Origin of the sequence: Flavobacterium sp. ASV13 (assembly GCF_000745775.1) — a bacterium.
Classification (GTDB): Bacteria; Bacteroidota; Bacteroidia; order Flavobacteriales; family Flavobacteriaceae; genus Flavobacterium.
The window spans coordinates 553,604-578,282 of sequence record NZ_JQJY01000002.1; the positions used below are offsets into that span (position 1 = coordinate 553,604).

The window sequence follows — 24,679 nt, forward strand, 5'->3', positions numbered from 1 at the left end:
ATTATGAAAAAAAAATCAAAGAATACTGGGTTTCTATACCGAGTATTCCAAAATGACCTAAAATTGAAACTAACTACACTACTTATTTTGGTCGCCATGTTTAATATTAGAGCGAATTCTTATGCCCAAAAGACAAAAGTAACGCTGGAATTAAACAATTCTACCATCGAAAAGGTTATTGAGACCATAGAACAAAAAACGGATTTCAGGTTTATTTACAAACTGAATGATATCGATTTAGATCGAACGATTTCAATTTCCGTAAAAGACCAGTCGATTTATGTCGTTCTAGATAAGCTTTTTAAAGGAACTCCAACCGAATTTAAAATTCGCGACACACAGATAATCCTGAAAAAACCAGAACTTAAAACCGAAGCAATCCTGTTTCAAAAGCAAACCGTTTCGGGCGTAATTACCGATGAAAATGGTATGCCTTTACCCGGAGCTTCAGTTATTGAAGAGGGAACTAAAAATGGTATGGTAACCGATTTTGACGGAAAATACAAGCTTACGGTTGAAAGCAATCAGTCTGTAATTATTGTGTCTTTTGTTGGATATAAAGAGAAAAAAGTTGTCGCTAATCAAAGCGTAATAAATATTCAGCTTGTTCCAGATGCTACTGATCTTCAAGAAATTGTAGTAGTTGGTTATGGAACTACGGCTAAAAAAGATGTAACTGGAGCCGTTTCTTCAATTGCTGCAAAAGATATGAACCAAGGCGCAATCGTAAATCCTTTGCAATTGATTGCAGGAAAAGCTGCCGGTGTTAATATCACGCAAATTGGTAGTGAGCCGGGTTCAGGACCAAGTGTTCGTATTAGAGGAATTGGTTCTTTAATTGGGGGAAATGACCCATTGGTAGTAGTTGACGGAATTCAGGGAAACATGGATTTGTTAAATCAAGTTCCGCCAAGCGAAATTGAAACTATCGATGTTTTAAAAGATGCTTCTGCTACTGCAATTTACGGTTCAAGAGGAGCTCCTGGTGTAATCATTGTTTCTACTAAAAAGAATAAAGCAGGAAAAACAACAATGGAATACATTGGATCTACATCTGTGGATTTTATTCCAAAAAAATTAGATATGCTTGATGCTAATCAGTGGTGGGAAACTGCTCAAAATTATGGTGTTCCTGCATCTGCGAATCATGGTTCAAGTACAAACTGGTATGGTCTTTTAACTCAAACCGGAATTACGCAAACCCATACATTATCTTTTGGCGGAGGAACAGATAAGTTTAATTACAGAGCTTCTATAACAGCTATTATGCAGGATGGAGTTGTAATTAATTCAAGTAATCAAAAATACATTGGCCGAATTCAGGCGACACAGTTAGCTCTTAATGATAAATTAAAACTAACTTTTAATTTAAATACTGGCGTAAATAATGTTACAAGCAGTATTGGTAACATTGGAACAGTTGCTTATCAGTCAAACTTAATCACAAATTCATTATTGGCCAGACCAACAGATCCTGTTTTTAATACTGATGGAACTTATTTTACTGATGCTGCAGTATTTCATTATTTAAATCCTTATGCAGCTGCTCAGGAAGTTACAAATGAAAGACAGGAAGATAATTTATTTGGAAGTTTAAAAGCCGATTTAGATTTAGGAAAAGGTTTTTCTGCAAACTGGTTTGGAAGCTGGAGAAAAACAAACTATACAGCGGGCTACTACATGCCAGAAGAATCAACAGATAATAATGCAATCGAGCAACATGGTTTTGCTAATATCGATAATAAGAGACAAAACGAAAAACTAACCAATGTAAGTCTTACGTATAAAAAGACTTTTGGAATCCATAGTTTTAATGCATTGGCTTTATACGAATGGCAAAACCAGACTTATCAGGGTAATTACACTCAGGTAAGAGGTTTTATTAGTGATGAAGCAACTTACAATGCGTTACAATTTGGCGATTTCTCTAAAGTAAGAGCCTACGACATACGATCTTACAAAAATGACAGATCATTAGTTTCTTATTTAGGAAGATTAAATTACTCTTTGCTAGATCGTTATTTATTGACAGCAAGTATCAGACGAGATGGTTCATCTGTATTTGGTGCAAACCACAAATGGGGAAATTTCCCTTCAGCATCTGTGGCTTGGCAAATCAACAAAGAGTCATTCATGCTGAATCAAAATTTGTTTAATGAATTAAAATTACGTGTTGGATATGGTGTAACGGGTAACCAGCAAGGTCTTCTTCCACAAACTTCATTACCATTAGTTGACAGTGCGGGAAATATTTATTTTGGAGGTTCTATTATCACCAATTTTACTATTGCTCAAAATGCAAATGCTGATTTGAAATGGGAAACTAAAAAACAAACAAATATCGGACTTGATTTTGGTCTTTTCAATAATAGATTAAGAGGTAGCGTAGATGTTTACGATTCCAGAACAGATAATCTTTTATTTGATTACACTGTTCCTCAACCGCCTTATCCTTATAACAGAATCAAAGCTAACGTAGGAAGTATTTCAAACAAAGGTTTAGAAGTTGCTCTTGCTTATGACGTTATTAAAACTGACAACAGCACATTAACCTTAGCCGGAAATGTATCTTTTATGAAGAATGAGGTACTTAACTTAAGCGGTAGTATTAATGGTATTCCTTTAAATACTGATTTTGTTGGTTGGGGAGCTCCAAACTCTTTATTAGTTCAAGGAAAACCAGTAGGTTCATTCTACATTTTACAGAGTACAGGAAAAAATGGAAATAGTGTTGAAACAGTTGCAGACCGCGATGGAAATGGATTAATTGATCAGGGAGTAAGAAGCGCAGATCGTTATTATGCCGGTTCAGCATTGCCAACTTACACTTTTGCATTTAATCCATCTTACAGATACAAAAACTTTGACGTTTCTATGTTATGGAGAGGTTCTGGAGGAAATAAAATTTACAACAATCTTAATCAAAGGTTAAGTATGTTGGAAAACACTGGTAGCTCAAATGTTCTGCAAAGTGCTGTTGATAAAGGAATTTTCTCTTCTCCATATGCATCTGATTTATGGTTAGAAGATGGTTCTTTCATTCGTTTAGAAAATGTTACTGCCGGATATAGTTTCCGTTTCACTGACAAATATGTAGACTCTATTCGACTTTCTCTTACAGGAAACAATTTACTGCTAATTACAGATTATACAGGTGTTGATCCGGAATTAAACATAAGCGGAAGTGGTGATCCTAATGATAATTTTGGTGGCGATAAAGGAATTTATCCACGCACCAGAAGTGTTGCATTTGGCTTGACTGTAAAATTTAAATAGTAAAAGAAATGAAAATTAAAAATATAGTATTAGCAGGAAGCGCATGTTTCCTTACCCTTTTTAGCTGTACAGATATCAACGAAAATATTTACGACAAATATCAGCCAGACACTTTTTACGGAACTCCGGAAGGAGCAAATATTGCTTTGGCAAGTGTTTATGCAGAAATTCCAGGTGACTTTGAACGTAAAAATGTTCCGGGAGTTGGATATGCAGGTGCTGATAACGGTTGGTATGACATGAACTGTATGTCTTCTGACGAACAAGTAATTCCGCATAGAAATGACGGTAACTGGCAACAAGATTTTGCTCGTTTACACAAACATGAATGGCTTCCTTCTGAATTCATTATTAACAATACATGGAACTGGTTATACAATAGTATTTTCAAAGCCAATTTAGCCGTAGAGTTATTAGAAAAATCAAAAGCAGATGCTTCAAAAATTGCTGAAGCAAAAGTATTACGTGCTTTCTTTTACTATTTATTGATTGATGATTTTGGAGATGTGCCTTTTTATACAGACAACAATATTACTGTTGATAAAATCCCGCAAACAAGTCGTGCAGCCGTTTTTGCTTTCATTGTAAAAGAATTAACCGAAAATGTGGAATCACTTTCTGTTACAAAAGGCGGAAATTATTACGGGAGATTCAACAAATGGGCTGGATACACATTATTAGCAAAAGTATATCTAAATGCTCAGGTTTATACCGGAGAAGCAAAATGGGCCGAATGTTTAGCGGCTTGTAACAAAGTAAGCGAAGGTGGTTTTTCATTGCATTCTGGTGCAGAAAATCCTTCTAGCCCGTTAGGAAATAAATATTATGAATTATTTGGAGATGTACTTCCGGACGATGAAACTATTTTGCCAATTTTCGCAACTCTTGATGTGGTCTCCAGAAATGTTTACGCTGTTCGTAGTGTATATGGACCACAGGGTACAAAAATGTTTGGACTTGCTGGATGGAACGGAACTATTGTGCCTACAGATTTCTTCCTGAAATATGCTACAAATGATATTCGAAGAAAACAATTTTTATTTGGAGAACAACCAGGCGGATTTAATTACACGCTTGAAGTGGGTTCTTTAGACAATCCGGGTGCCGCTCCTCAGGCTGGAGTTCGTAATGTTAAATTTTATCCCACAGGGGCGCAAACTGGTGGTGGAGCTTCAAATGACTTTCCAATTTACAGATATGCTGATGTAATTTTAATGATGGCAGAGTGTAATGTGCGTTTAGGAAATCCTACAGCGGCAAAACCTTTTATAGATCAAATCAGACAACGTGCAGGTTTAGATCCTTTGGCTGCAAATCCAACTCTTGATGATATTTACAATGAAAGAGGTTTTGAATTAAACTGGGAAGGTCACAGAAGACAAGATATGATTCGTTTTGATAAATTTTTATTGGCAAATCAATTCAGACCAGCTTCTCCTGCTTACAGAAAATTGTTCCCAATTCCAACATCTGCTTTAGATGCAAATCGTGGACTTAAACAAAACCCAGGTTATTAAAAACAAAAACTATTATGAAAAAATATATAAATAAATTATTCGTATTAGGCAGTTTGCTTTTTTTAGCTACTTCCTGCGAAACCGAAGGACAATTAACAACATTAGCAACGGTAACTTTTCCTTCTGCAATTGAAGTTTCATCGAGTACGATTGTACTAAAAGAAGATGTTTCAGATCAACCGGCCTTATTGGTTTCATGGCCAAAAGTAACCTATCCTATTTCGGCTCCGGTTACTTATGCTATACAATTTGATATGCCTAGCGATATCAAAGGAAGCGAAGCTTGGGGAAAAGCCATACGTGTTGTAGCTGGAGAAGATGTTTTAAGCAAATCGTTTACAGGAGCAGAATTAAATAAAATTGTTACCGATTTAGGACTTAAACCTAACGTGGCCGCAGATGTAGTAATTCGTATCGAATCTACAATGGATCATAGAATTTATTCAGACCCAATCATAATTAAAGTAACACCTTACCTGAAAACTGTTGTTATTGGCGAAATATTTATGCCTGGAAGTTATCAGGGATGGGCTGTAGAAACAGCAGCAGCCTTAACAGAAATCCAAATAGGAGTTTATCAAGGTTATATGACTTTACCTGAGGGTGCAGGTCCTGTATTTAAATTAAATAGAGGAAGAAACTGGGCTCAATTCTTTGGTGCAGGTGACACAAATGCTGATATGAAAAACATGAGCGACACTGATTTCACACTTCCGGGAGCAGGTTCGTACCAAATTAAAGCAAATTTAAATACTTTAAAATGGAGCGCTACGCCTTATTCTTGGGGAATTGTTGGAACTTCACAACCTGGCGGATGGGACAATAGTACTCCTATGAGTTACGATCACCAAACTAAAACTTGGAAAATTACGACCAATTTGGTAACAGGAGCACTAAAATTTAGACTAAACAATAGTTGGGCTATCAATTATGGACCAGCAGATCCTTCAACGAATACAATTAATTTTGATAACGGAAATGCTTATGATATTCCTGAAGCAGGACTTTACGAAGTAACTTTCAAGATTAATGAAATAGATCCTACAAGCAATGGCTATCCAAAAACAGCAACTTGTACGATCGTTAAAAAATAATCTAACATTGTAATAAAGCTAGATTAGTTTGAGTGATACCTGCCTTTTTTGAGCGAAAGGCAGGCTATCTTTCAACTCTGGATTTATTAAACTAAATCAAACAATATGAAATTTAATATAAAACTCGTTTATACATTTCTGCTGGCTTTGGCATTTGTTTCATGCAGTTCATCTGATGACAATGAAGCAGATCCAGTTTCTCCTTACACGCAATATGGAACAGCTTTCGAAAAAATGCCAAAAAAGGAAGACGCCATAATTTATCAGGTAAACATTCGTGCTTTTAGTCAGGCTGGAACATTAAAAGGTGTTCAGGACAGATTAACACAAATTCAGGAACTTGGTGCAAATGTGGTTTATTTAATGCCCGTTTATCCTGTTGGAAAAGTAAAAGCTTCAGGTGAACTTGGCTCGCCTTATGCAGTTAAAGATTACAAAGCAGTAAATCCTGATTTTGGAACTTTGCAAGATCTTCAGGTTTTGGTCGAAGAAGCACACAAAAAAAACATGGCTGTAATTCTTGACTGGGTAGCCAATCATACAGCGTGGGATAATTCCTGGATTACACAACATCCAAATTGGTATCAAAAAAATGACAAAGGAGAAATTATTATTCCTCCGGGCACAAATTATAATGACGTTGCACAGTTGGATTTCAATAATGCTGAAATGAAAGACGCAATGATCGACGCGATGTCTTACTGGGTTTACAATACAAACATTGATGGTTTCAGATGTGATTATGCCGATTTAGTTCCTCAAAACTTTTGGACTGATGCTATAACAAAATTGAGAAAAATCAAAAAAAGCCAAAACATCTTGATGCTTGCTGAAGGTTCAAAAGCGAGTCATTTTGTTTCTGGATTTGATTACACATTCGGATTTAACTTTTTTTCAGCTTTAGAAAAAGTCTTTAAAGAAAATAAATCAGCTCTTTCTATTCAGGAGTCAAACGCAACCGAATACGCAACCATTTATAGACCTGAAAACAGAATTGTAAGATACACCAGCAATCACGACGTTAATCTTGCTGAAGGAACGCCTTACGAGCTTTTTGGAGGCAAACAAGGTTCAATCGCTACATTTGTTGTTGCCGCTTATTTAAAATCGGTTCCAATGATTTACAACGGTCAAGAAGTAGGATACAACAAAAGAATCAATTATTTTGCAAAAACTCCAATCGACTGGTCTACTGCTGACGCTTCTGTTTTAGCCGAATACAAAAAAATCATTGCTTTCAGAAATTCCAGCAGTGCTATTAAAAAAGGAACTTATACCGGATATAGCAATGATGCTGTAAGTGCTTTTACAATGGTTAACGAAAGTGAAAAGGTTCTGGTTCTTTCTAATTTGACTAGTAGCGCTGTAAAATATCTTGTTTCACCTGCTTTAAAAGCAACTTGGAAAGATGCCTTTACAGGAGCTTCAGTTACACTTGGTTCTGATATAACATTACAGCCATTTCAATATTTAGTATTGAAAAATTAATTCCAATACAGATTTAAATAGATCTAAATTTGTACAAAACCAAATAACATGAATTTTCAATCCAAAAAAATGCTGCTTCAAATTCGTTTGAGCAAAACAATAATGCTTTTATTTTTCGTGTGTGCGAACTCATTATGGGTTCGCGCGCAGGAAATAACCTCGCCAGACAAAAATCTTTCTTTAAAGTTTGAATTGAAAGAAGGCGGAATTCCTTCGTATCAATTATCATACAAACAAAAACCTGTTATCAAACCAAGTTCATTAGGATTAGAAATTCAAAATGGAGCTTCTTTCATGGATGGTTTTACGGTTACCAATTCAGCACAAACTTCGGTTGATGAAAGCTGGAATCCTGTTTTGGGAGAAGAAAAAACGATTCGCAATCATTATAACGAATTGGTTGTGACTTTAGCGCAAGCGAAAAACAACAACCGATTTATCCGAATCCGTTTTCGTTTATTCAACGACGGATTAGGATTTCGATATGAATTTCCAAAGCAAAATGACCTGAGTTATTTTGTTATTAAAGAAGAACGTTCTGAATTTAATTTGGCTGGAAATCATAAAATTTTCTGGATTCCGGGAGATTATGATACGAATGAATATGCGTACACCACTTCGAAGATTTCGGAAATTCCTTCTTTGATGAAAAAAGCGACAATTGAGATTAATGCGCAATATCCAATCAAAGAATTATCGGTTCAAACGCCTTCTATGATGAAATCAGACGATGGTTTGTACATCAATATTCACGAAGCTGGATTAATTAATTATCCGGCAATGTATCTTGAAGTTGATGCTCAAAACAATAAAATGGTGAGTCATTTGGCTCCTGATGCCGTTGGTGCGAAAGGTTATATGCAAACCGATGCGCAATCGCCTTGGAGAACTATTGTAGTAAGCGATAAAGCAACCGATATTTTGGCTTCAAAATTAATTCTGAACCTAAATGAACCTACAAGTTACAAAGATGTTTCATGGATCAAACCGGTAAAATTTATCGGAATTTGGTGGGAATACTTTGTTGCAGGAAGAAGCACTTGGGCTTTTGGAAAAGAAAACAATGTAAAATTAACTGATGATTTCACCAAGCTTACGCCGAATGGAAAACACGGAGCGACAACAGAACGAGCAAAAGAATACATTGATTTTGCTTCTAAAAATGGTTTTGATGCAATTTTGATTGAAGGTTGGAACATTGGTTGGGAAGACTGGATTGGAAACTGGAAAGAAGAAGTTTTTGATTATGTAACGCCTTATCCGGATTTTGATGTAAAAGCGGTTCATGAATATGCGGCCTCAAAAGGAGTGAAAATTATTATGCATCATGAAACTTCTGGATCAGCAACTAATTATGAAAGACGTTTGGATCGTGCTTTTCAGTACATGAATGATAATGGTTATGATGCTGTTAAAACAGGTTATGTTGGAAAAATCATTCCCCGTGGTGAACATCATGACGGACAATGGATGGTCAATCATTATATCAATGTTGCCAAACGTGCCGCCGATTATAAAATTATGATTGACAGCCACGAAGCCGTTCGACCAACAGGATTAAACCGAACTTTTCCAAACTGGATTGCACAGGAATCTGCACGTGGAACTGAGTTTGAATCAATGGGAGGATTAGCTCCAGATCATACAACTATTTTACCTTTTACAAGATTAATGGGCGGACCAATGGATTATACACCAGGAATTTTCCAAACCGATCTTTCGTATTACGGAACAGGAAGTACACAACGTGTAAACACAACTTTGGTAAAACAATTGGCTTATTATGTTACTATGTATAGTCCGTTGCAAATGGCAGCTGATATTCCGGGGAATTATGAGCGTTTTCCAGATGCTTTTCAATTTATAAAAGATGTAGCGGTTGATTGGGATAACAGTTATATTCTGGAAGCTGAACCTGGAGATTACATTACAATTGCCCGCAAAGCAAAAGGCAAAAACGAATGGTTTATTGGCGGTATTACAGATGAAAATACAAGAACTGCTAACATTTCATTTGATTATTTACCGGCTGGAAAAAGCTACATTGCTACTATTTATGCTGATGCGAAAGAAGCAAATTGGAAAGAAAATCCACAAAAATATACGGTTACAAAAGTTATCGTAACCTCAAAAAGCAAATTAAAGCAATATCTAGCTCCAGGTGGAGGCGTTGCTATAAGTATTAAAGAAGGGAATCCTTCTGAATTAAAAGGATTGAAGAAACTATAAAATTTTGGTTAATTAGTAGTAAGTAAAATGGCGCATGAAATTTTCGTGCGCCATTTTTTGTTTTATTTTTTTTCGCCACGAATTCACAAATTAATCTCTAAAATAATTCGTGAATTCGTGGCTATCTTTTTTTACTCCTCAAACAATTCCATCAACTCCAAAGCACGTTTTATTGACTTCACATTTTCAAAAGTCAATAACAAACGTAATCCATTAACGGTTTGTTTTTCTTTCATTTTACAAAGTGAACTTTGTTTTTGAACAAAATTCAAGACATTTCTAAACTTCACCGATTGATAATAATCCGATTGTTGGTCTGAAACAAAATAACCAATCATTTTTCCTTGTTTCAGAACTAATTTTTCGATTCCGACTTTCGTTGCAATCCATTTTATTCGGATGCTGTTTAATAACGAAACTGCTTGTTTTGGCAATGGTCCGAAACGGTCAATAAGTTTCTTTTCGAATTCCTGTAAACCGGCTTCATCTTTTATCGCGCCCAATTCGTTATATAAAACCAAACGCTCTGAAACGTTATTGATATATTCATCTGGGAACAATAATTCGAAATCAGCATCGATTTGAATGTCTTTTACGTATTCTTTGGTATCGATATCATTTTCTTCCGGATATAAATCTTTGAATTCGTTTTCCTTCAATTCTTCAATCGCTTCGTTCATGATTTTTTGGTACGTATCAAACCCAATTTCATTAATGAAACCGCTTTGTTCTCCGCCTAATAAATCTCCCGCACCACGAATTTCAAGATCTTTCATCGCAATGTTGAAACCGCTTCCTAATTCGCTGAATTGTTCCAAAGCCTGAATACGTTTTCTAGCATCTTCGGTCATAGAAGAATATGGCGGACAAATGAAATAACAGAATGCTTTTTTGTTGCTTCGCCCTACTCGACCACGCATTTGGTGCAAATCTGATAATCCGAAATTGTTGGCATTATTGATGAAAATCGTGTTGGCATTTGGAACGTCCAATCCACTTTCAATAATGGTTGTTGCCACCAAAACATCAAAATCTCCGTTCATAAAACCTAACATCAATTCTTCGAGTTTGGCGCCGTCCATTTGTCCGTGACCAATTCCGACTCTAGCATTTGGAACCAAACGCTGAATCATTCCTGCCACTTCTTTTATATTTTCGATTCGGTTATTGATAAAGAAAACCTGTCCGTTTCTTTGAATTTCATACGAAATCGCGTCGCGAATAATTTCTTCATTAAAACCAACAACATTTGTTTCAATTGGATAACGATTTGGCGGAGGCGTTGTAATTACCGATAAATCTCGAGCCGCCATTAACGAAAACTGAAGTGTTCTCGGAATTGGCGTTGCCGTTAACGTCAATGTATCAACATTCGCAGCAATCGTTTTCAATTTATCTTTTACGTTTACTCCAAACTTTTGTTCCTCATCAACAATCAACAAACCTAAGTCTTTAAAAACTACATTTTTGTTTACCAATTGATGTGTTCCAATAACGATATCTAGTTTTCCTTCGGCTAAATCTTTTAAAGTTTGCGTTTTTTGTTTTGCCGTTCTGAATCGGTTTAAATAACCAATTGAAACCGGCATATCTTTCAAACGTTCCGAAAAAGTTCTGTAATGTTGGTACGCCAAAATAGTCGTCGGAACTAAAACAGCAACTTGTTTACTATTATCCACGGCTTTAAAAGCGGCACGAATCGCAACTTCTGTTTTTCCGAAACCAACATCACCACAAACCAAACGATCCATCGGGCGATCGCTTTCCATATCGGCTTTTACTTCTGCCGTCGATTTGGTTTGATCTGGAGTATCTTCATAAATAAACGAACTTTCTAATTCGTTTTGCAAATAACTATCAGGCGCAAATTGAAAACCTTTTTCTAATCTTCGTTTCGCATACAACTGAATCAAATTGAACGCAATATGTTTGACGCGCGCTTTGGTTTTTTGTTTTAAAACTTTCCAAGCGTTCGAACCTAATTTATAGATTTTGGGAGGCGTTCCGTCTTTTCCGTTGTATTTGGAAATTTTATGAAGCGAGTGAATGCTGACATAAACGATATCATTATCAGCATAAACCAATTTTATAGCTTCCTGCGTTTTGCCTTCAACCTGAATTTTCTGCAATCCGCCAAATTTCCCAATTCCGTGATCAATGTGCGTTACATAATCACCAACAGAAAGCGCAGTTAATTCTTTTAGCGTAATATTTTGCTTCTTCGAATAGCCATTTTTGATGTTGAATTTATGATAACGCTCAAAAATCTGATGATCGGTGTAAGCCGTTATCTGATTTTCTTCATCAATAAATCCTTGGTATAAAGGCAATACAATTGTATGATATTGTTTTCGGATATTCTCTGAATTGGCTTCATCCAAAGATTCAAAAATATCATGAAAACGTTTTGCCTGAGTGTCATTCGAACAAAACAGATAATTGACATATCCGTTAAAATGATTTTCGCTCAGATTATTCAACAATAAATCAAATTGTTTATTGAATGACGGTTGAGGCTGAATGTGAAACTCAAATTTCTTAGTTGTTTTATAAACTGGTCTTGAAGCCAATTCTACAACTGAAAAATCCAAAGATCTTTTTATAAATGACGCCTGATTTAAAAACAATTGTTCTGGCGTGGCGTGTTTTATTTCTTTCGATAATTTCTCAAAAGCTTCTTCTGCTCTTGCGAATTGTTTGTCCAGCTGACTAAAAAGTCCTTCGGTATTTTGAATGAAAATAACTGTTCTTTCCGCAATATAATCTAAAAAGCTTTCGCGATTTTCCTGAAAAAGTTTATTTTCAACATTCGGGATAATCGTGATTTTTTTATGTGTCTGAACTGATAATTGGGTTTCAACATCAAAAGTTCGGATGCTGTCTACTTCATTTCCGAAAAACTCAATTCTGTAAGGATGATCATTTGAAAAAGAAAAAACATCGACAATTCCACCGCGAACTGAAAATTCTCCGGGTTCTGTAATAAAATCAACTCTTTTAAATTCGTATTCAAACAAAACTTCGTTAATAAAATCAATCGAAATTTTATCATTTAAAGCTACTTTTAAAGTGTTTTTGTCGAGTTCTCTTCTCGTTACTACTTTTTCAAAAAGTGCTTCTGGATACGTAACAATTACCGCTGGTTTTTTTCTGGAATTGATTCGGTTTAAAACCTCAGCGCGCAACAAAACGTTGGCATTGTCAGTTTCATCAATTTGATACGGACGACGAAATGAAGCGGGATAAAACAAAACATCCTGCTCGCCGATCATTTGCTCCAAATCGTTCAAATAATACGCTGCTTCTTCTTTATTGTCTAAAACAACCAAAAAAGGCAATTCGGTTTTCTTAAAAACAGAACGAATTATAAAAGAAACCGAAGATCCTAGCAATCCGCTAAGGTTCATTTTTATCTGATTTCCTTCTAGCAGACTTGATGCAATCTGCTCTGCTTTTGGCAAATTGTCGTAGGTAGTATATAAGGCGTTTTTACTCAATTTATTGATAAATTTGGATCTACTTTAGCATTCGGAATTGCTCTTGTTGTATCTAACATTCTTAGGAAATCTTCTTCTCCCTGCTCTTTCGGAATTTTGGCTTTCTCAACAATTTTATCCATTTGTCTTTCCAATGAAATAATTTCTTTGTTGATTTCACCAATTAAAAAAGTCACTTTATCATCTGGAACGGTACTCAGATTGATAAACAATTCCATCATTTTGACTTTGGTAATCAAAATTGAAATTCGGCTTTTTATTGCAGGCTGATTAAGTTCGGTCGGAATATTATTGTTTAAAGCCAACGCTTTTTTTGAAATCGCTTTTGACTTTTTTTGAAATGCTCCGATTGTTCTTCGCGGTTTTTCTCCAATTTCTTTTAAAAATTCGCGCCATTCATTCCATGTGCTCGCATTTTTCTCTGCAGCTTCATTAATTGGCTCATCGATAAAAGTCCAGGCTTTATTTATATTATTGAAGATTTTCTCATTCTTTTTGGCTACTTTTTGTTGTTCTGCAAGTCGTTTTGCATTTTCATCCTGACAAGATTGCAACACAAAAACCAAAAGTAAAAAAAGAGATATTTTAAATTTCATCTGATAAAACATTAAGCTACAAAGTTACAAAGTAAATTTACAATTACGAAGGCTGTTTTTCGCCAAAGATTCTATAATTCTATTAGCGCTGAGAATCATAAATTAAGATACTTTTTTTTGCGCTTATTATCAATAAAAATGATTTTTAGGAACAATTTTTCAAAGGCACACGAGCACACTCTTGCAGACACAAAGACACACCCTTGAAAAAGAGAATTATCCAACAAAAAAACTTTTTCGTTATTGAATTTATAATTTATGATTCTAAAAAACATACGTAATTGCGAAAACGTTATATTTGTATCTCTAAAAAACTACAAAATGAATCCAAAAATTTTGATCATTGGTGCTTGCGGTCAAATTGGGACAGAATTAACCCAGAAATTGCGTAAGTTATACGGAACAGAAAATGTAATTGCTTCTGATATTCGAAAATTAAATACTGACGTTGTTAACTCGGGGCCTTTTGAAGTCGTCAATGCTTTAGATTTTAACCAAATCGAACATTTGGTTGAAGTGCATCAAATTACAGATATTTATTTGATGGCTGCTCTTTTATCAGCAACGGCAGAAAAAAATCCAGCTTTTGCATGGGATTTGAATATGAATTCTCTTTTTCATGTTTTGAATTTAGCGAAAGCAAAAAAAATTAAAAAGATTTTCTGGCCTTCAAGTATCGCTGTTTTTGGCCCAACAACTCCAAAAGAAAATACACCTCAATATACGGTAATGGAACCTTCAACGGTTTACGGAATTAGTAAACAAGCTGGAGAAAGATGGTGCGAATACTATCATAATATTTATGGTGTTGATGTTCGCAGTATTCGTTATCCGGGCTTGATCAGCTGGTCTACGCCTCCAGGTGGGGGAACTACAGATTATGCTGTTGATATTTTTTACAAAGCAATCGCCGATAAAAAATACGAATGCTTTTTATCATCTGAAACTAAAATGCCGATGATGTATATGGATGATGCAATCGATGCAACAATCAACATCATGAAAGCTCCGGTTGAAGAGATCAAAATTCATTCGTCATACAATTTAGCGGCAATGAGTTTTACACCAACTGAAATTGCAACCGAAATCAAAAAACATATTCCGGAATTTGAAATTACTTATAATCCAGATTTCCGTCAGAAAATTGCAGACAGCTGGCCAGCAAGTATTGACGACAGTTCTGCCAGAGAAGATTGGAACTGGAAACATACTTTTGATTTGGAAACAATGACAAAAGATATGATTGAACATTTGAGTTAAGCTTCAATTATTCTAAAATAAAAAAGTCCCGTTTATTAATTTAAACGGGGCTTTCTTTTTATTCTTTTTTGAAAATTATTTCACTTCAAAAACATTATTTGCAGGTTTAATATCAGCCATTAATCCACTTGGATCGATAGTGATTTTTTTGATTGCAGTTTTGTTTTTATCAATTGAAAAACTATAGTTTGACTGTGCCCAAGCCCAGTCTTCTAGAACTGTTCTTTTTTCGTTTGGATTTGGGTTTGGTTTGATGAAATTCATCATTCTTAAAGGAATGTAGAACGTTTCAGAAGTTCCGTCAGTATAATCTACTTTCAAATCGATTGGCATTGGCATTCTTCCAATTCTTTCTAAAGTAACTGTTGTTTTTCCTGCATTATCAGCAACATCTTTAATTCCGTAATCAATTGTATTTGCTGTTTGTGCCCAATCAACCAAATACCAATCTAATTCAGCACCAGAAACTCTTTCTGCCGTTCTTTTGATATCGTTTGGAGTTGGATGTTTGAATTTAAAATCGTTGAAATATCTTTTTAAAGTTGCATCAACATTTTCTTTTCCAATTACATATTCTAACTGAGAAAGGAAAATACTTCCTTTTACATAAGATGAAATACTGTACGGACGGTTTTCATCATAACGGTCACCATGTGTAGTTTGAGGTTGTTCTTTTCCAGAATTTACTAAATTGTAATAAGCCGTATAATTTCCTTTAAACGGATTTACTTCTTTTTTGTCTCCTTTTAATTCATTCAAAGCACTGTCTTCGATGTAAGTTGTAAAACCTTCGTCCATCCAAGGGTGTTTTGATTCGTTTGAAGCCAAAATGTGCTGGAACCAAGAGTGTCCTAATTCGTGCGTTGCAGTTCCCAGAATTCCTTCAAGAGTTCCGCTTCCTAACATTAATGTACACATTGCATACTCCATTCCGCCGTCGCCACCTTGAATAAATGAATATTGTTTGTACGGATATTGTCCAACTCTGTGGTTATAATAATCCATAACTTTTACCATTAAAGGCTCTAACTGTTTCCAGTTTCCAGTAGTTTTTTCATCATTTTTGTAGAAGAAATGCAAATCAACATCGTTTGGTCCTTTTACAATATCGTGCGTGTATGCTTTATCAGCTGCCCATGTAAAATCGTGAACATTTGGTGCGATAAAATGCCAAGTCAACGTTTTTGCTTTTTTCGGATAAACAACCGTTACGCCAGCATCTTCATAGCCGTGTCCAATTGAATTTTTATCCTGTAAATATCCTGAACCTCCAATTGTATACTCTTTATCGATTGTAATTTTTACATCGAAATCTCCCCAAACACCGTGAAATTCTCTTGCTACATAAGGATCTGCGTGCCATCCTTCAAAATCGAATTCGGCTAATTTTGGATACCATTGTGACATTGAAAGTTCAACCCCTTCTTTATTATTTCGTCCTGAACGACGAATTTGAACCGGAACCTGACCGTCAAAATCTAATGTAAAAGTAGTTTTTGAACCTGGCAAAATTGGTTTAGCCAAAGTTACTTCCAAAATCGTTGAAGACAATCTTGTTTGAGCTGCAACACCATCTTGCTTAAAATTGCTAACTTTTAAGAAACCAATTTCATTCGGTTTTAAAGTTTCAATTCGGCTTTGTTTGATTTCTTTTCCTTCAGCATCTTTTACTTTATTCACCATTCTTGCATCTGGATCTTTTATAGAATGCAGACGAGCGTCCATTTCGCTTCCTGGCTGAAATGCATTTGGATACAAATGATAGAAAACTTTTCGTAGAGTATCAGGAGAATTATTAGTATAAACTAATTCTTGTTTTCCTTTGTATTGATAGCTTTTTACATCCATCGATACTTCCATTTTGTAATCTACGTGTTGTTGCCAGTAAGGAGCACTTTGCGCAAAAGCTGAATTTAAACCCAAACTCAGAAAGGATAATAGTATTATTTTTCGCATGGTTATTTCAATAAAAATGGAAGGGCTGCCACCCTTCCACCGGATTAGTATATTTTATTTGATTATTTTTTTGACATTTTTTCAGCCATTAGCAAAGCATTATAAGCATTTACCATTTTTGCTGTTTTTGAAGATTCTGCCGAAGAAACTGCAGCTGGTTTTTCACCCGGATTTTCGCCTTCGCCCAAAACTACTTTTGCAGGAAGCGCCACTCCAGAATCCATTAAAATTTGTTTTACCTGAACCGCTTTTAATTTTGGATAATACGAACGAATCAATGCCGCTACTCCAGCTACATTTGGAGCTGCCATTGAAGTTCCTTGCAAATATTTGTATTTATTGTTTGGAATTGTTGCATAAATTTCTTCACCCGGAGCAAAAACATCGACATTTATTTTTCCGAAATTTGAGAATCCTGCCACTACATTTTCACCGTATTCTTTATTGATTGCACCAATTGTAATAACGTTGTTTGTAAATTCTTTTACGTTGTCTTTAGAATCATTTGGGTAATTGATGTTTTTAGTTTCATCAATATTATAGCCGTCATTACCTGCTGCGTGCACGATTAAAACATCTTTTTTTGCTGCATAGCTTAATGCGTCGTAAACCCAGTCTTTGTGCGGAGAATAGCTTTTTCCAAAACTTCCGTTGATTACTTTTGCTCCGTTGTCAACTGCATAACGAATTGCTAATGCAATATCTTTATCATATTCATCTCCATCAGGAACTGCTCTTACAGTTAAGATTTCAACATTGTTTGTTATTCCGTCTCCACCTAAATTATTCCCGCGAACCTGCGCAATAATTCCGGCAACGTGAGTTCCGTGAAGTGCTTTTTCTTTATCTGGGCCAAAAACAACATTATTTCCGTAATGGTTGTTTTTGATATCATCAGGATTATCGCCTACGACTTTTCTTCCGTCGTATTCTTTGTTTAAATTATAGTCGATTTCGTCATAAACCTGTTCTCTGTATTCTTCAAAATCAACCTCTGGATCAAAAGTTGGGCCTGCATTTGAAAAAATCTGAGTCATAACCATTTTAGATCTCGCCACTTTTGGATCTGTCGAAGTTAAAGTGCTTAAATCCTCAATTTTATATGTTTTTTTATTAAGCTCTTTTTGAATCGTTTTATGAACCTCCAATAAGAAATCAACTTGTTGTTTATTCTTTAAAGCTTCTTCATATTTCTCATTATATTGTGCTAATGCAGCTTTGTACTGTGCAGAACCATCATCACCTTTTTTAACAATACGTGTCAATTCAAGATTTTCGTGAACGGCATTTCCAAGAAAATTCCATCCGTGAACATCATCGATAAATCCGTTTTTATCATCGTCGATTCCATTTCCTGGAATTTCCTTTTGATTTGTCCAAATCATTCCTTTCAAATCTTCATGCTCGATATCGATACCAGAATCTACAATTCCTACAATCACTTTTTGGCCCGTTTTACCTTGTAATAATTCAGTATAAGCTCTATCAACACTCATTCCCGGAATAGAATCTTTTACTAAATCAAGATGACTCCATCTTTTCAGTTCATTTTCAGTAACCGGAGCTTTTTTAACAACAGCCAAAGGTGCTTTTATAAACTCTTTAGGAGCAGCAGATTGTGCCTGTAAAGTGGTTCCGCAACCTGCCAAAACTAGCAAAGCAAAAGCAGATAATTTAAGTGGTTTTATGTGACTCATGTAATCTTAATTTAATGTCAAAGTTAAAAGTTGGGCCTAAATTAGGACTTTTTGTTACAAAAAACTAACGATTAACACTGTCTTATGATTATTTAAATTTACTTTAAGGAAACAGAAAGCTAACAAAAGAAGCTTTGTATCAAATACTTAAAAATATTCTTATAAAATACAACAGGTATTTTACTTTTTGAATTTTTTTAAAATTTGAACAAAAGTCTGGTTACGGTTTTCCGTAAGGAATGTCTGCGAAAATTATTTATACTTGCGCGACCAAAAACATAAATCTATTCTATGAAGACAAAACTACTTTTGTTGCTAATTCTGGCAAATTTCTCTATTTATGCACAACAGTATACCGCCATTCCTGATGTGAATTTCGAAAACAAACTGATAAGTCTTGGAATCGATTCCGGTACTCCAGATGGTCAGGTTCTGACGTCTAAAGTGTCTTCTTTGACATCTCTGAATGTCGGAAACAGTTCGATTACTGATCTTACAGGGATTGAAGATTTTATTGCCTTAGATTATTTGTATTGTGCCAACAATCGACTAACTCAATTAAATGTATCTAAAAGCGCTAAATTAACCGTTTTAGACTGCAGTAATAATTTGCTAACAACATTGAATCTGTCTAATAATCCATTTTTAATTACTCTTCAATGTCAAAATAATAAATTAGTAGCGCTTGATCTTTCTAATAATACAGCACTTAAGTCTATCGATTGTAACCACAATCAGCTTACAAGTATAGATGTTTCTAAACAGTTACTGTTGGACGGCCTGAATTGTTCTTATAATAGTCTTAAAAGTCTAGATGTATCCTCTAATGTAAAGCTAGATCGTTTATGGGCTAGTAACAATTTGATAAAAAGTCTGGATCTAAGTAAAAACAATAAACTTAGTGTGATGACTGCGAACACAAATTTGTTAACCTATCTGAATATAAAAAACGGGGCAAACTATTTATTTAATCCGAATGCTTCCTATGCAACCTTTTATGGCAACTATATGGAATGCATCCTGGTAGATAATGTAGAAGATGCCAATAGAATGTGGTCTCAGGTAAAAGATCCGGAGGCGAGTTTTAGCACAGACTGTAATGCATTTACTTTAATTCCAGACGTTAATTTTGAGAAAAAACTATATGCACTTGGAATTGACAGAGATGGTATCAATGGAAAAGTGCTGACTTCAAATATTTCCTCATTGACTACCCTAGATATATATAGTAGTTCAATTGCTGATTTGACAGGAATTCAGGATTTTATTTCTTTAAAGAGTTTAGATTGTTCTGATAACCAGCTTACTTCTTTAAATCTTTCAAAGAATACAAAATTAACTAATTTGAGAGCTGGTCAGAATAAAATAACCTCTCTTGATATATCCAATAATTTAGATTTAACAGATTTGTATTTTTCATACAATGAATTGACAACTTTTGATATCTCTAAAAATTTAGCACTAACTACTTTATGGCTTTACAACAATAAATTGACGAATTTGAATGTATCAAGTAATTTAGCATTAAAAAACTTGTATTTAAATGGAAATCAAATAACAACAATTGATGTATCTAAAAATATAGCCTTAAATTCTTTATGGATTTCTACCAATAAATTCACAAATTTAAATTTGTCTACTAATGTAAATTTAACTTCATTGGCTTGCGATCGCAATGAGTTAACTAGTTTAGATCTTACCAAAAATAATGCATTAAAGACTTTAAATTGTATTTACAATAAACTGACATGCATTCTGGTTACCGATGTAGATTATGCTACCAAAAACTGGAGTATTACAAAAGACAACACAGCAAGTCTTACAACAGATTGTAATGCTGTTACATTGATTCCTGACATTAATTTCGAAAATAAATTAATTAGTTTGGGAATCGATTCGGGAGCTCCGGACGGAAAAGTTTTAACCACAAGTATTTCTTCTTTAACTAGCTTAAGCATTACCAGTTCTTCCATCACTGACTTAACAGGAATTGAAGGATTTAGAGATTTATCAGTACTAAACGCAAGTAAGAATCAATTAACAACAGTGAATCTTTCTTCGAATAAAAAGTTGACTTCGATAAACTTACGCGAAAACAAACTGCAAAATCTAAACCTTCAGACAAACGTCTTATTAACTGGTATAAACGTGGGTAAAAACGAATTAACTACCTTAGATGTCAGTCAAAATATTAATTTAACTGATCTATATGTTGATTATAATCAATTAACTTCATTAGATCTATCTAAAAACCTTAAGGCAATTAATTTAGCGGCTTACAATAACCTGTTAACTTCTTTAGATTTATCTAAACAGACTGCACTGGCTTCACTTCAATGCGCTTCTAATAAATTAACAAGTTTAGACATAAAAAACTCCCCAAGCATAAATATTTTAAGTTGTCAGGATAACTTATTGACTTCATTAGATGTTTCAAATAATATTAATTTATCAGATTTTTATTGTTTCAGAAACAATTTAACAAGTCTTGATGTTACAAAGAATATCAATTTAGGGTCAATGGATTGTTCTTTTAACAAAATCGCTACTCTTGATATTTCTAAAAATACAAAATTGTATACCTTTTATGCTGATAAAAATAAATTGGCAGCATTAGATGTTTCCAAAAACACATCGCTTGTAAACTTAAGTGTTGCTGATAATTCTTTGACAGTATTGATGTTTCAAAAAATACCGAATTGAGTATTTTCTATTGTTATTCTAATTTGTTAACAAGCGTTGATATTTCTAAAAACACAAAAATAACTCGTTTACAGGTCGATCTAAATAAATTAATTTCATTGAATCTAAAAAACGGAAACAATACTATTTTAGATCGTAAGTATACAAATTTCAACAAGAACCCAAATTTAACTTGTATTCTTGTTGATGACATGACTTATTCAAACACAAATTGGTCAAACTTAAAAGATGCAACAGCAAAATATAGCCTTGATTGCACTCCTGAATTTGTTAAAATTCCAGATTCAAATTTTGAAAAGAAACTAATTGATTTAGGAATTGATACAGGAAATCCTGATGGCCAAGTTTTAAAATCAAAAATTTCAACTTTAACATTTCTTAATGTTGAAAAAAGTGATATTACAGATTTGACAGGAATTGAAGATTTTACAGAATTACAATACCTTATATTCAGCTCTAATAAAGTAAGCTCTGTTGATTTGAGCAAAAATCTCATGCTTGAAACTTTGTGGCTTGATGATAATAATATAACAACTCTGGATATTTCTAAGAATATTAAACTTCGCATGCTTATCAGCCAAAAAAATCAAATAAGTTCAATTGATTTATCTCAAAACATAAGTCTTTCAGATTTGGGGATTAGCAATAACAAACTCACAGAATTAAATCTTACTAATAATAAGCAACTAAAATATTTAAACGCTTCTGCAAATCAATTAACAAACCTGGATTTATCTCAAAACAATAAATTAGAAGTTGTATACATAAATGATAATCAACTCGAAAGTGTTAATTTAAAAAATGGAAATAACACTTTAATTCCCGGCCAAAGATCAAGTTTAGATTTAACTAATAATTTAAACCTAAAATGTATACTTGTAGACGATATTAAGTATGCTGACAACAATTGGTCGAGTTCAAAAGATGCTACAGCTTCATTTTCAACAGACTGTTTACCTACATACACCTTAATTCCTGATGTTAATTTTGAGCAAAAATTAATTTCTCTAGGTTTAGATTCAGGCGCAACAGATGGAAAAGTTTTAACATCGAATATTTCTGCTGTAAAAGAAATGAATCTTTACTATAGCAATATTTCTGATCTTACAGGAATAGAAAATTTCAAAGCATTAGATTCTTTAAATGTGATGTCAAATAAATTGACGCGCTTAGATGTTTCCAAAAATTTGAGTTTAAAATATCTTCTTGCCAATCATAATAATTTAACAGAGATTGATCTTTCCAAAAATGTCGCTCTTGAAAACTTAGTTATATCTAATAATAGTTTAAAAGCTATCGATGTTTCAAAGAATCTTAATTTGCAATATTTTACTTGTTCATCAAATCAAATAACAGATATTGATGTTTCAAATAACAAACAATTACGATTATTATGGTGTGAAAGAAATCAGTTAACAAGCTTGGATGTTTCTAAAAATACTTCTCTGTCTACTATTCTTTGCTCCGAAAATCCATTGTTGACCAATGTAAATTTAAAAAATGGAAACAATGGCTCAATGCAATTGGAATCGTATGTAATTAACTTTTCGAAAAACCCTTTGCTTAAATGTATTGTTGTTGACAATGCAATTTATTCTAATGAAAAATGGTCTGCTTTTAAAGATGCTACAGCATCATATTCAACTGTAGACTGCGCTGCCGTAACTGCAATACCAGATCCAGCTTTTGAAGACAAATTAATTGCTTTAAAAATAGACAACGATGGTAAAAACGGAACTGTTTTAAATAGTAGTATTTCAAGTGTAACTTCTTTAAATGTCTTGGCTAGTAACATCAAAGACTTAACAGGAATTAAAGGTTTCACAAGTTTACAAACTCTTAATTGCAGCGGAAATCAATTATCAGCGCTGGATATTTCGCAAAACAAAAGTTTGACTTCTCTTGATTGTAGTAGCAATAAATTAGTTTCTCTTAACCTGAAAAATGGGAACAATAAAAACTTTACGAACAATTCTAACTTTACTAAAAATTTAGATTTAAGTTGTATCCAAGTTGATGATCAAGCTTATTCCAACCAAAACTGGACAAGTTTCAAAGACAATACTGCAAATTACAACGTAGATTGTACATCTTACACAACACTTGTCGACACTAATTTTGAACAAAAATTAATTGATTTAGGAATTGATAAAGATGGTCTTAATGGAAAAATAGCCACAGCCGATATTAGCAAGATCACATCTTTGGATTTATCAAATTCTAATATTACCGATTTGTCTGGTTTAGAAAATTTTACAGCTCTGACTTATTTAGATTGCGATAATAACAATTTGACTTCAATTGATGTCAGCAAAAATACGTTGCTAACAAAACTTTCTCTGAACAATAATAAGTTGACAAGTTTAGACGTGACTGCAAATACTGAATTATTCAATCTTGCATTCAGTAATAATCAAATTTCATCAATTGATTTATCTCAGAATAAAAAAGTTCATTATGTAATTGCCGACCAAAATTTATTGACAAGCATTGATTTTTCTGCAAATCCTGAATTAGAAATAATTTATTGCGGCCAAAATAATCTGACATCATTAAACGTATCAAACTTGCCAAACCTAAAAGATTTGAATTGTATTTATACCAATATTTCACAACTTGATGTTACATCAAATCCGAAACTGGAAAATCTATATTTCAATAATGCTAAATTGACAACATTGGATTTAAGTAAAAATCCATTATTGAAAAGATTGAACGTCAGCAATAATCAGTTAACAACTTTGGATATTTCTCATAATCCTCTACTAGAGCTTATTTTTGTTGAATTTAATCCTTTAGTGTCGCTGAACGTTAAAAACGGTAATAATAAAAACTTTATCCTGCCAACTAAAACCGGCAAAAAAACAGCAACTCCTATCTATACAAGTTTCCTAAACAATTTAAAACTTAGCTGTATTCAGGTAGATGATGTTGAATTTTCAAACACTAATTGGACTGGGATTAAAGATCAAACGGCAACTTATTCTTCAACATGTAAATCTTTAGGCCTTGAAGATTCAGTTTTTGACAAAGCTGCAATTTATCCAAACCCAACTAAAGGCGAAGTTAACATTCTAAATGTTGCTGTAGAAAAAGTAACGGTTTATAATTCAGCCGGTCAATTAGTAAGATCGTTTACTTTGAATGTGTCAGATCTTAATAATCAAATCGATTTATCTGGATTGCCAAGAGGAGTTTATTATTTATACTTGATTAATCAAGATGCCGCTTCGGCAAAGAAAATTGTAGTTGAATAACAAATTCAAAACAATAATTTAGAATGTCTCATTTTCAATTTTAAGAAAATGGGACATTTTTTTTATCGCAATTTTTTCCATTAAAAATTCATGTCTTTACGCTTTCCCG

General features: G+C 33.9%; 12 protein-coding genes. 8 read left to right on the forward strand and 4 right to left on the reverse strand.

Annotation, left to right across the window (positions count from 1 at the left end):
- Positions 1–3: 3 nt before the first annotated feature.
- The 5 genes from GQ47_RS06170 to GQ47_RS06190 all read left to right on the forward strand — a co-directional run bounded on the left by GQ47_RS06170 (position 4) and on the right by GQ47_RS06190 (position 9,604).
- Complete coding sequence (locus tag GQ47_RS06170; RefSeq protein WP_035646284.1) at positions 4–3,276, forward strand: TonB-dependent receptor; 3,273 nt, start codon at positions 4–6, stop codon at positions 3,274–3,276.
- A gap of 8 nt (positions 3,277–3,284) precedes the next feature.
- Positions 3,285–4,793 (forward strand): RagB/SusD family nutrient uptake outer membrane protein, encoded by a 1,509-nt coding sequence (locus GQ47_RS06175; protein ID WP_035646286.1) that lies wholly within the window; start codon positions 3,285–3,287, stop codon positions 4,791–4,793.
- Positions 4,794–4,807: 14 nt separating this feature from the next.
- Positions 4,808–5,887 carry a SusE domain-containing protein gene (locus GQ47_RS06180; protein ID WP_035646289.1) on the forward strand — a complete coding sequence of 360 codons (1,080 nt, stop codon included), beginning with the start codon at positions 4,808–4,810 and terminating at the stop codon, positions 5,885–5,887.
- Positions 5,888–5,992: 105 nt separating this feature from the next.
- Positions 5,993–7,375, forward strand: coding sequence for an alpha-amylase family glycosyl hydrolase (locus GQ47_RS06185; RefSeq protein ID WP_035646292.1), 1,383 nt, complete (start codon positions 5,993–5,995; stop codon positions 7,373–7,375).
- 48 nt (positions 7,376–7,423) lie between these two features.
- Positions 7,424–9,604 carry a glycoside hydrolase family 97 protein gene (locus GQ47_RS06190; RefSeq protein ID WP_152560997.1) on the forward strand — a complete coding sequence of 727 codons (2,181 nt, stop codon included), beginning with the start codon at positions 7,424–7,426 and terminating at the stop codon, positions 9,602–9,604.
- 131 nt (positions 9,605–9,735) lie between these two features.
- On the opposite strand, the gene mfd is transcribed toward GQ47_RS06190, so the two are convergent.
- Positions 9,736–13,101 carry a transcription-repair coupling factor gene (gene mfd / locus GQ47_RS06195; protein WP_035646293.1) on the reverse strand — a complete coding sequence of 1,122 codons (3,366 nt, stop codon included), beginning with the start codon at positions 13,099–13,101 and terminating at the stop codon, positions 9,736–9,738.
- Positions 13,098–13,697, reverse strand: coding sequence for a hypothetical protein (locus GQ47_RS06200; protein WP_035646868.1), 600 nt, complete (start codon positions 13,695–13,697; stop codon positions 13,098–13,100). Before GQ47_RS06200 ends, mfd begins: the two co-directional genes overlap by 4 nt.
- A 321-nt stretch (positions 13,698–14,018) precedes the next feature.
- On the opposite strand from GQ47_RS06200, the gene GQ47_RS06205 reads away from it, so the two are divergent.
- A complete protein-coding gene (locus tag GQ47_RS06205) occupies positions 14,019–14,957 on the forward strand; it encodes an L-threonine 3-dehydrogenase (RefSeq protein ID WP_035646295.1) in 939 nt (312 codons plus the stop codon).
- Positions 14,958–15,032: 75 nt separating this feature from the next.
- On the opposite strand, the gene GQ47_RS06210 is transcribed toward GQ47_RS06205, so the two are convergent.
- The gene (locus GQ47_RS06210; protein WP_035646297.1) at positions 15,033–16,913 is read right to left on the reverse strand and encodes a M1 family metallopeptidase; all 1,881 of its coding nucleotides are present in this window, start codon (positions 16,911–16,913) and stop codon (positions 15,033–15,035) included.
- Between the two features lie 62 nt (positions 16,914–16,975).
- Positions 16,976–18,610, reverse strand: coding sequence for a S8 family peptidase (locus tag GQ47_RS06215; RefSeq protein WP_035646300.1), 1,635 nt, complete (start codon positions 18,608–18,610; stop codon positions 16,976–16,978).
- Positions 18,611–18,901: 291 nt separating this feature from the next.
- Here GQ47_RS06215 and GQ47_RS06220 point away from each other — a divergent pair, with 291 nt between their 5' ends.
- A complete protein-coding gene (locus GQ47_RS06220) occupies positions 18,902–21,313 on the forward strand; it encodes a leucine-rich repeat domain-containing protein (RefSeq protein ID WP_051951387.1) in 2,412 nt (803 codons plus the stop codon).
- The gene (locus GQ47_RS06225; RefSeq protein WP_152560998.1) at positions 21,310–24,570 is read left to right on the forward strand and encodes a leucine-rich repeat domain-containing protein; all 3,261 of its coding nucleotides are present in this window, start codon (positions 21,310–21,312) and stop codon (positions 24,568–24,570) included. The genes GQ47_RS06220 and GQ47_RS06225 overlap by 4 nt, the downstream gene beginning before the upstream one ends.
- The last annotated feature ends 109 nt before the right edge of the window (positions 24,571–24,679 follow it).

Coding starts and splice junctions, on each gene's coding strand:
- GQ47_RS06170 (WP_035646284.1), top strand. CDS start 4: ATGAAAAAAAAATCAAAGAATACTGGGTTTCTATACCGAGTATTCCAA.
- GQ47_RS06175 (WP_035646286.1), top strand. CDS start 3,285: ATGAAAATTAAAAATATAGTATTAGCAGGAAGCGCATGTTTCCTTACC.
- GQ47_RS06180 (WP_035646289.1), top strand. CDS start 4,808: ATGAAAAAATATATAAATAAATTATTCGTATTAGGCAGTTTGCTTTTT.
- GQ47_RS06185 (WP_035646292.1), top strand. CDS start 5,993: ATGAAATTTAATATAAAACTCGTTTATACATTTCTGCTGGCTTTGGCA.
- GQ47_RS06190 (WP_152560997.1), top strand. CDS start 7,424: ATGAATTTTCAATCCAAAAAAATGCTGCTTCAAATTCGTTTGAGCAAA.
- GQ47_RS06200 (WP_035646868.1), bottom strand. CDS start 13,697: ATGAAATTTAAAATATCTCTTTTTTTACTTTTGGTTTTTGTGTTGCAA.
- GQ47_RS06205 (WP_035646295.1), top strand. CDS start 14,019: ATGAATCCAAAAATTTTGATCATTGGTGCTTGCGGTCAAATTGGGACA.
- GQ47_RS06210 (WP_035646297.1), bottom strand. CDS start 16,913: ATGCGAAAAATAATACTATTATCCTTTCTGAGTTTGGGTTTAAATTCA.
- GQ47_RS06215 (WP_035646300.1), bottom strand. CDS start 18,610: ATGAGTCACATAAAACCACTTAAATTATCTGCTTTTGCTTTGCTAGTT.
- GQ47_RS06220 (WP_051951387.1), top strand. CDS start 18,902: ATGAAGACAAAACTACTTTTGTTGCTAATTCTGGCAAATTTCTCTATT.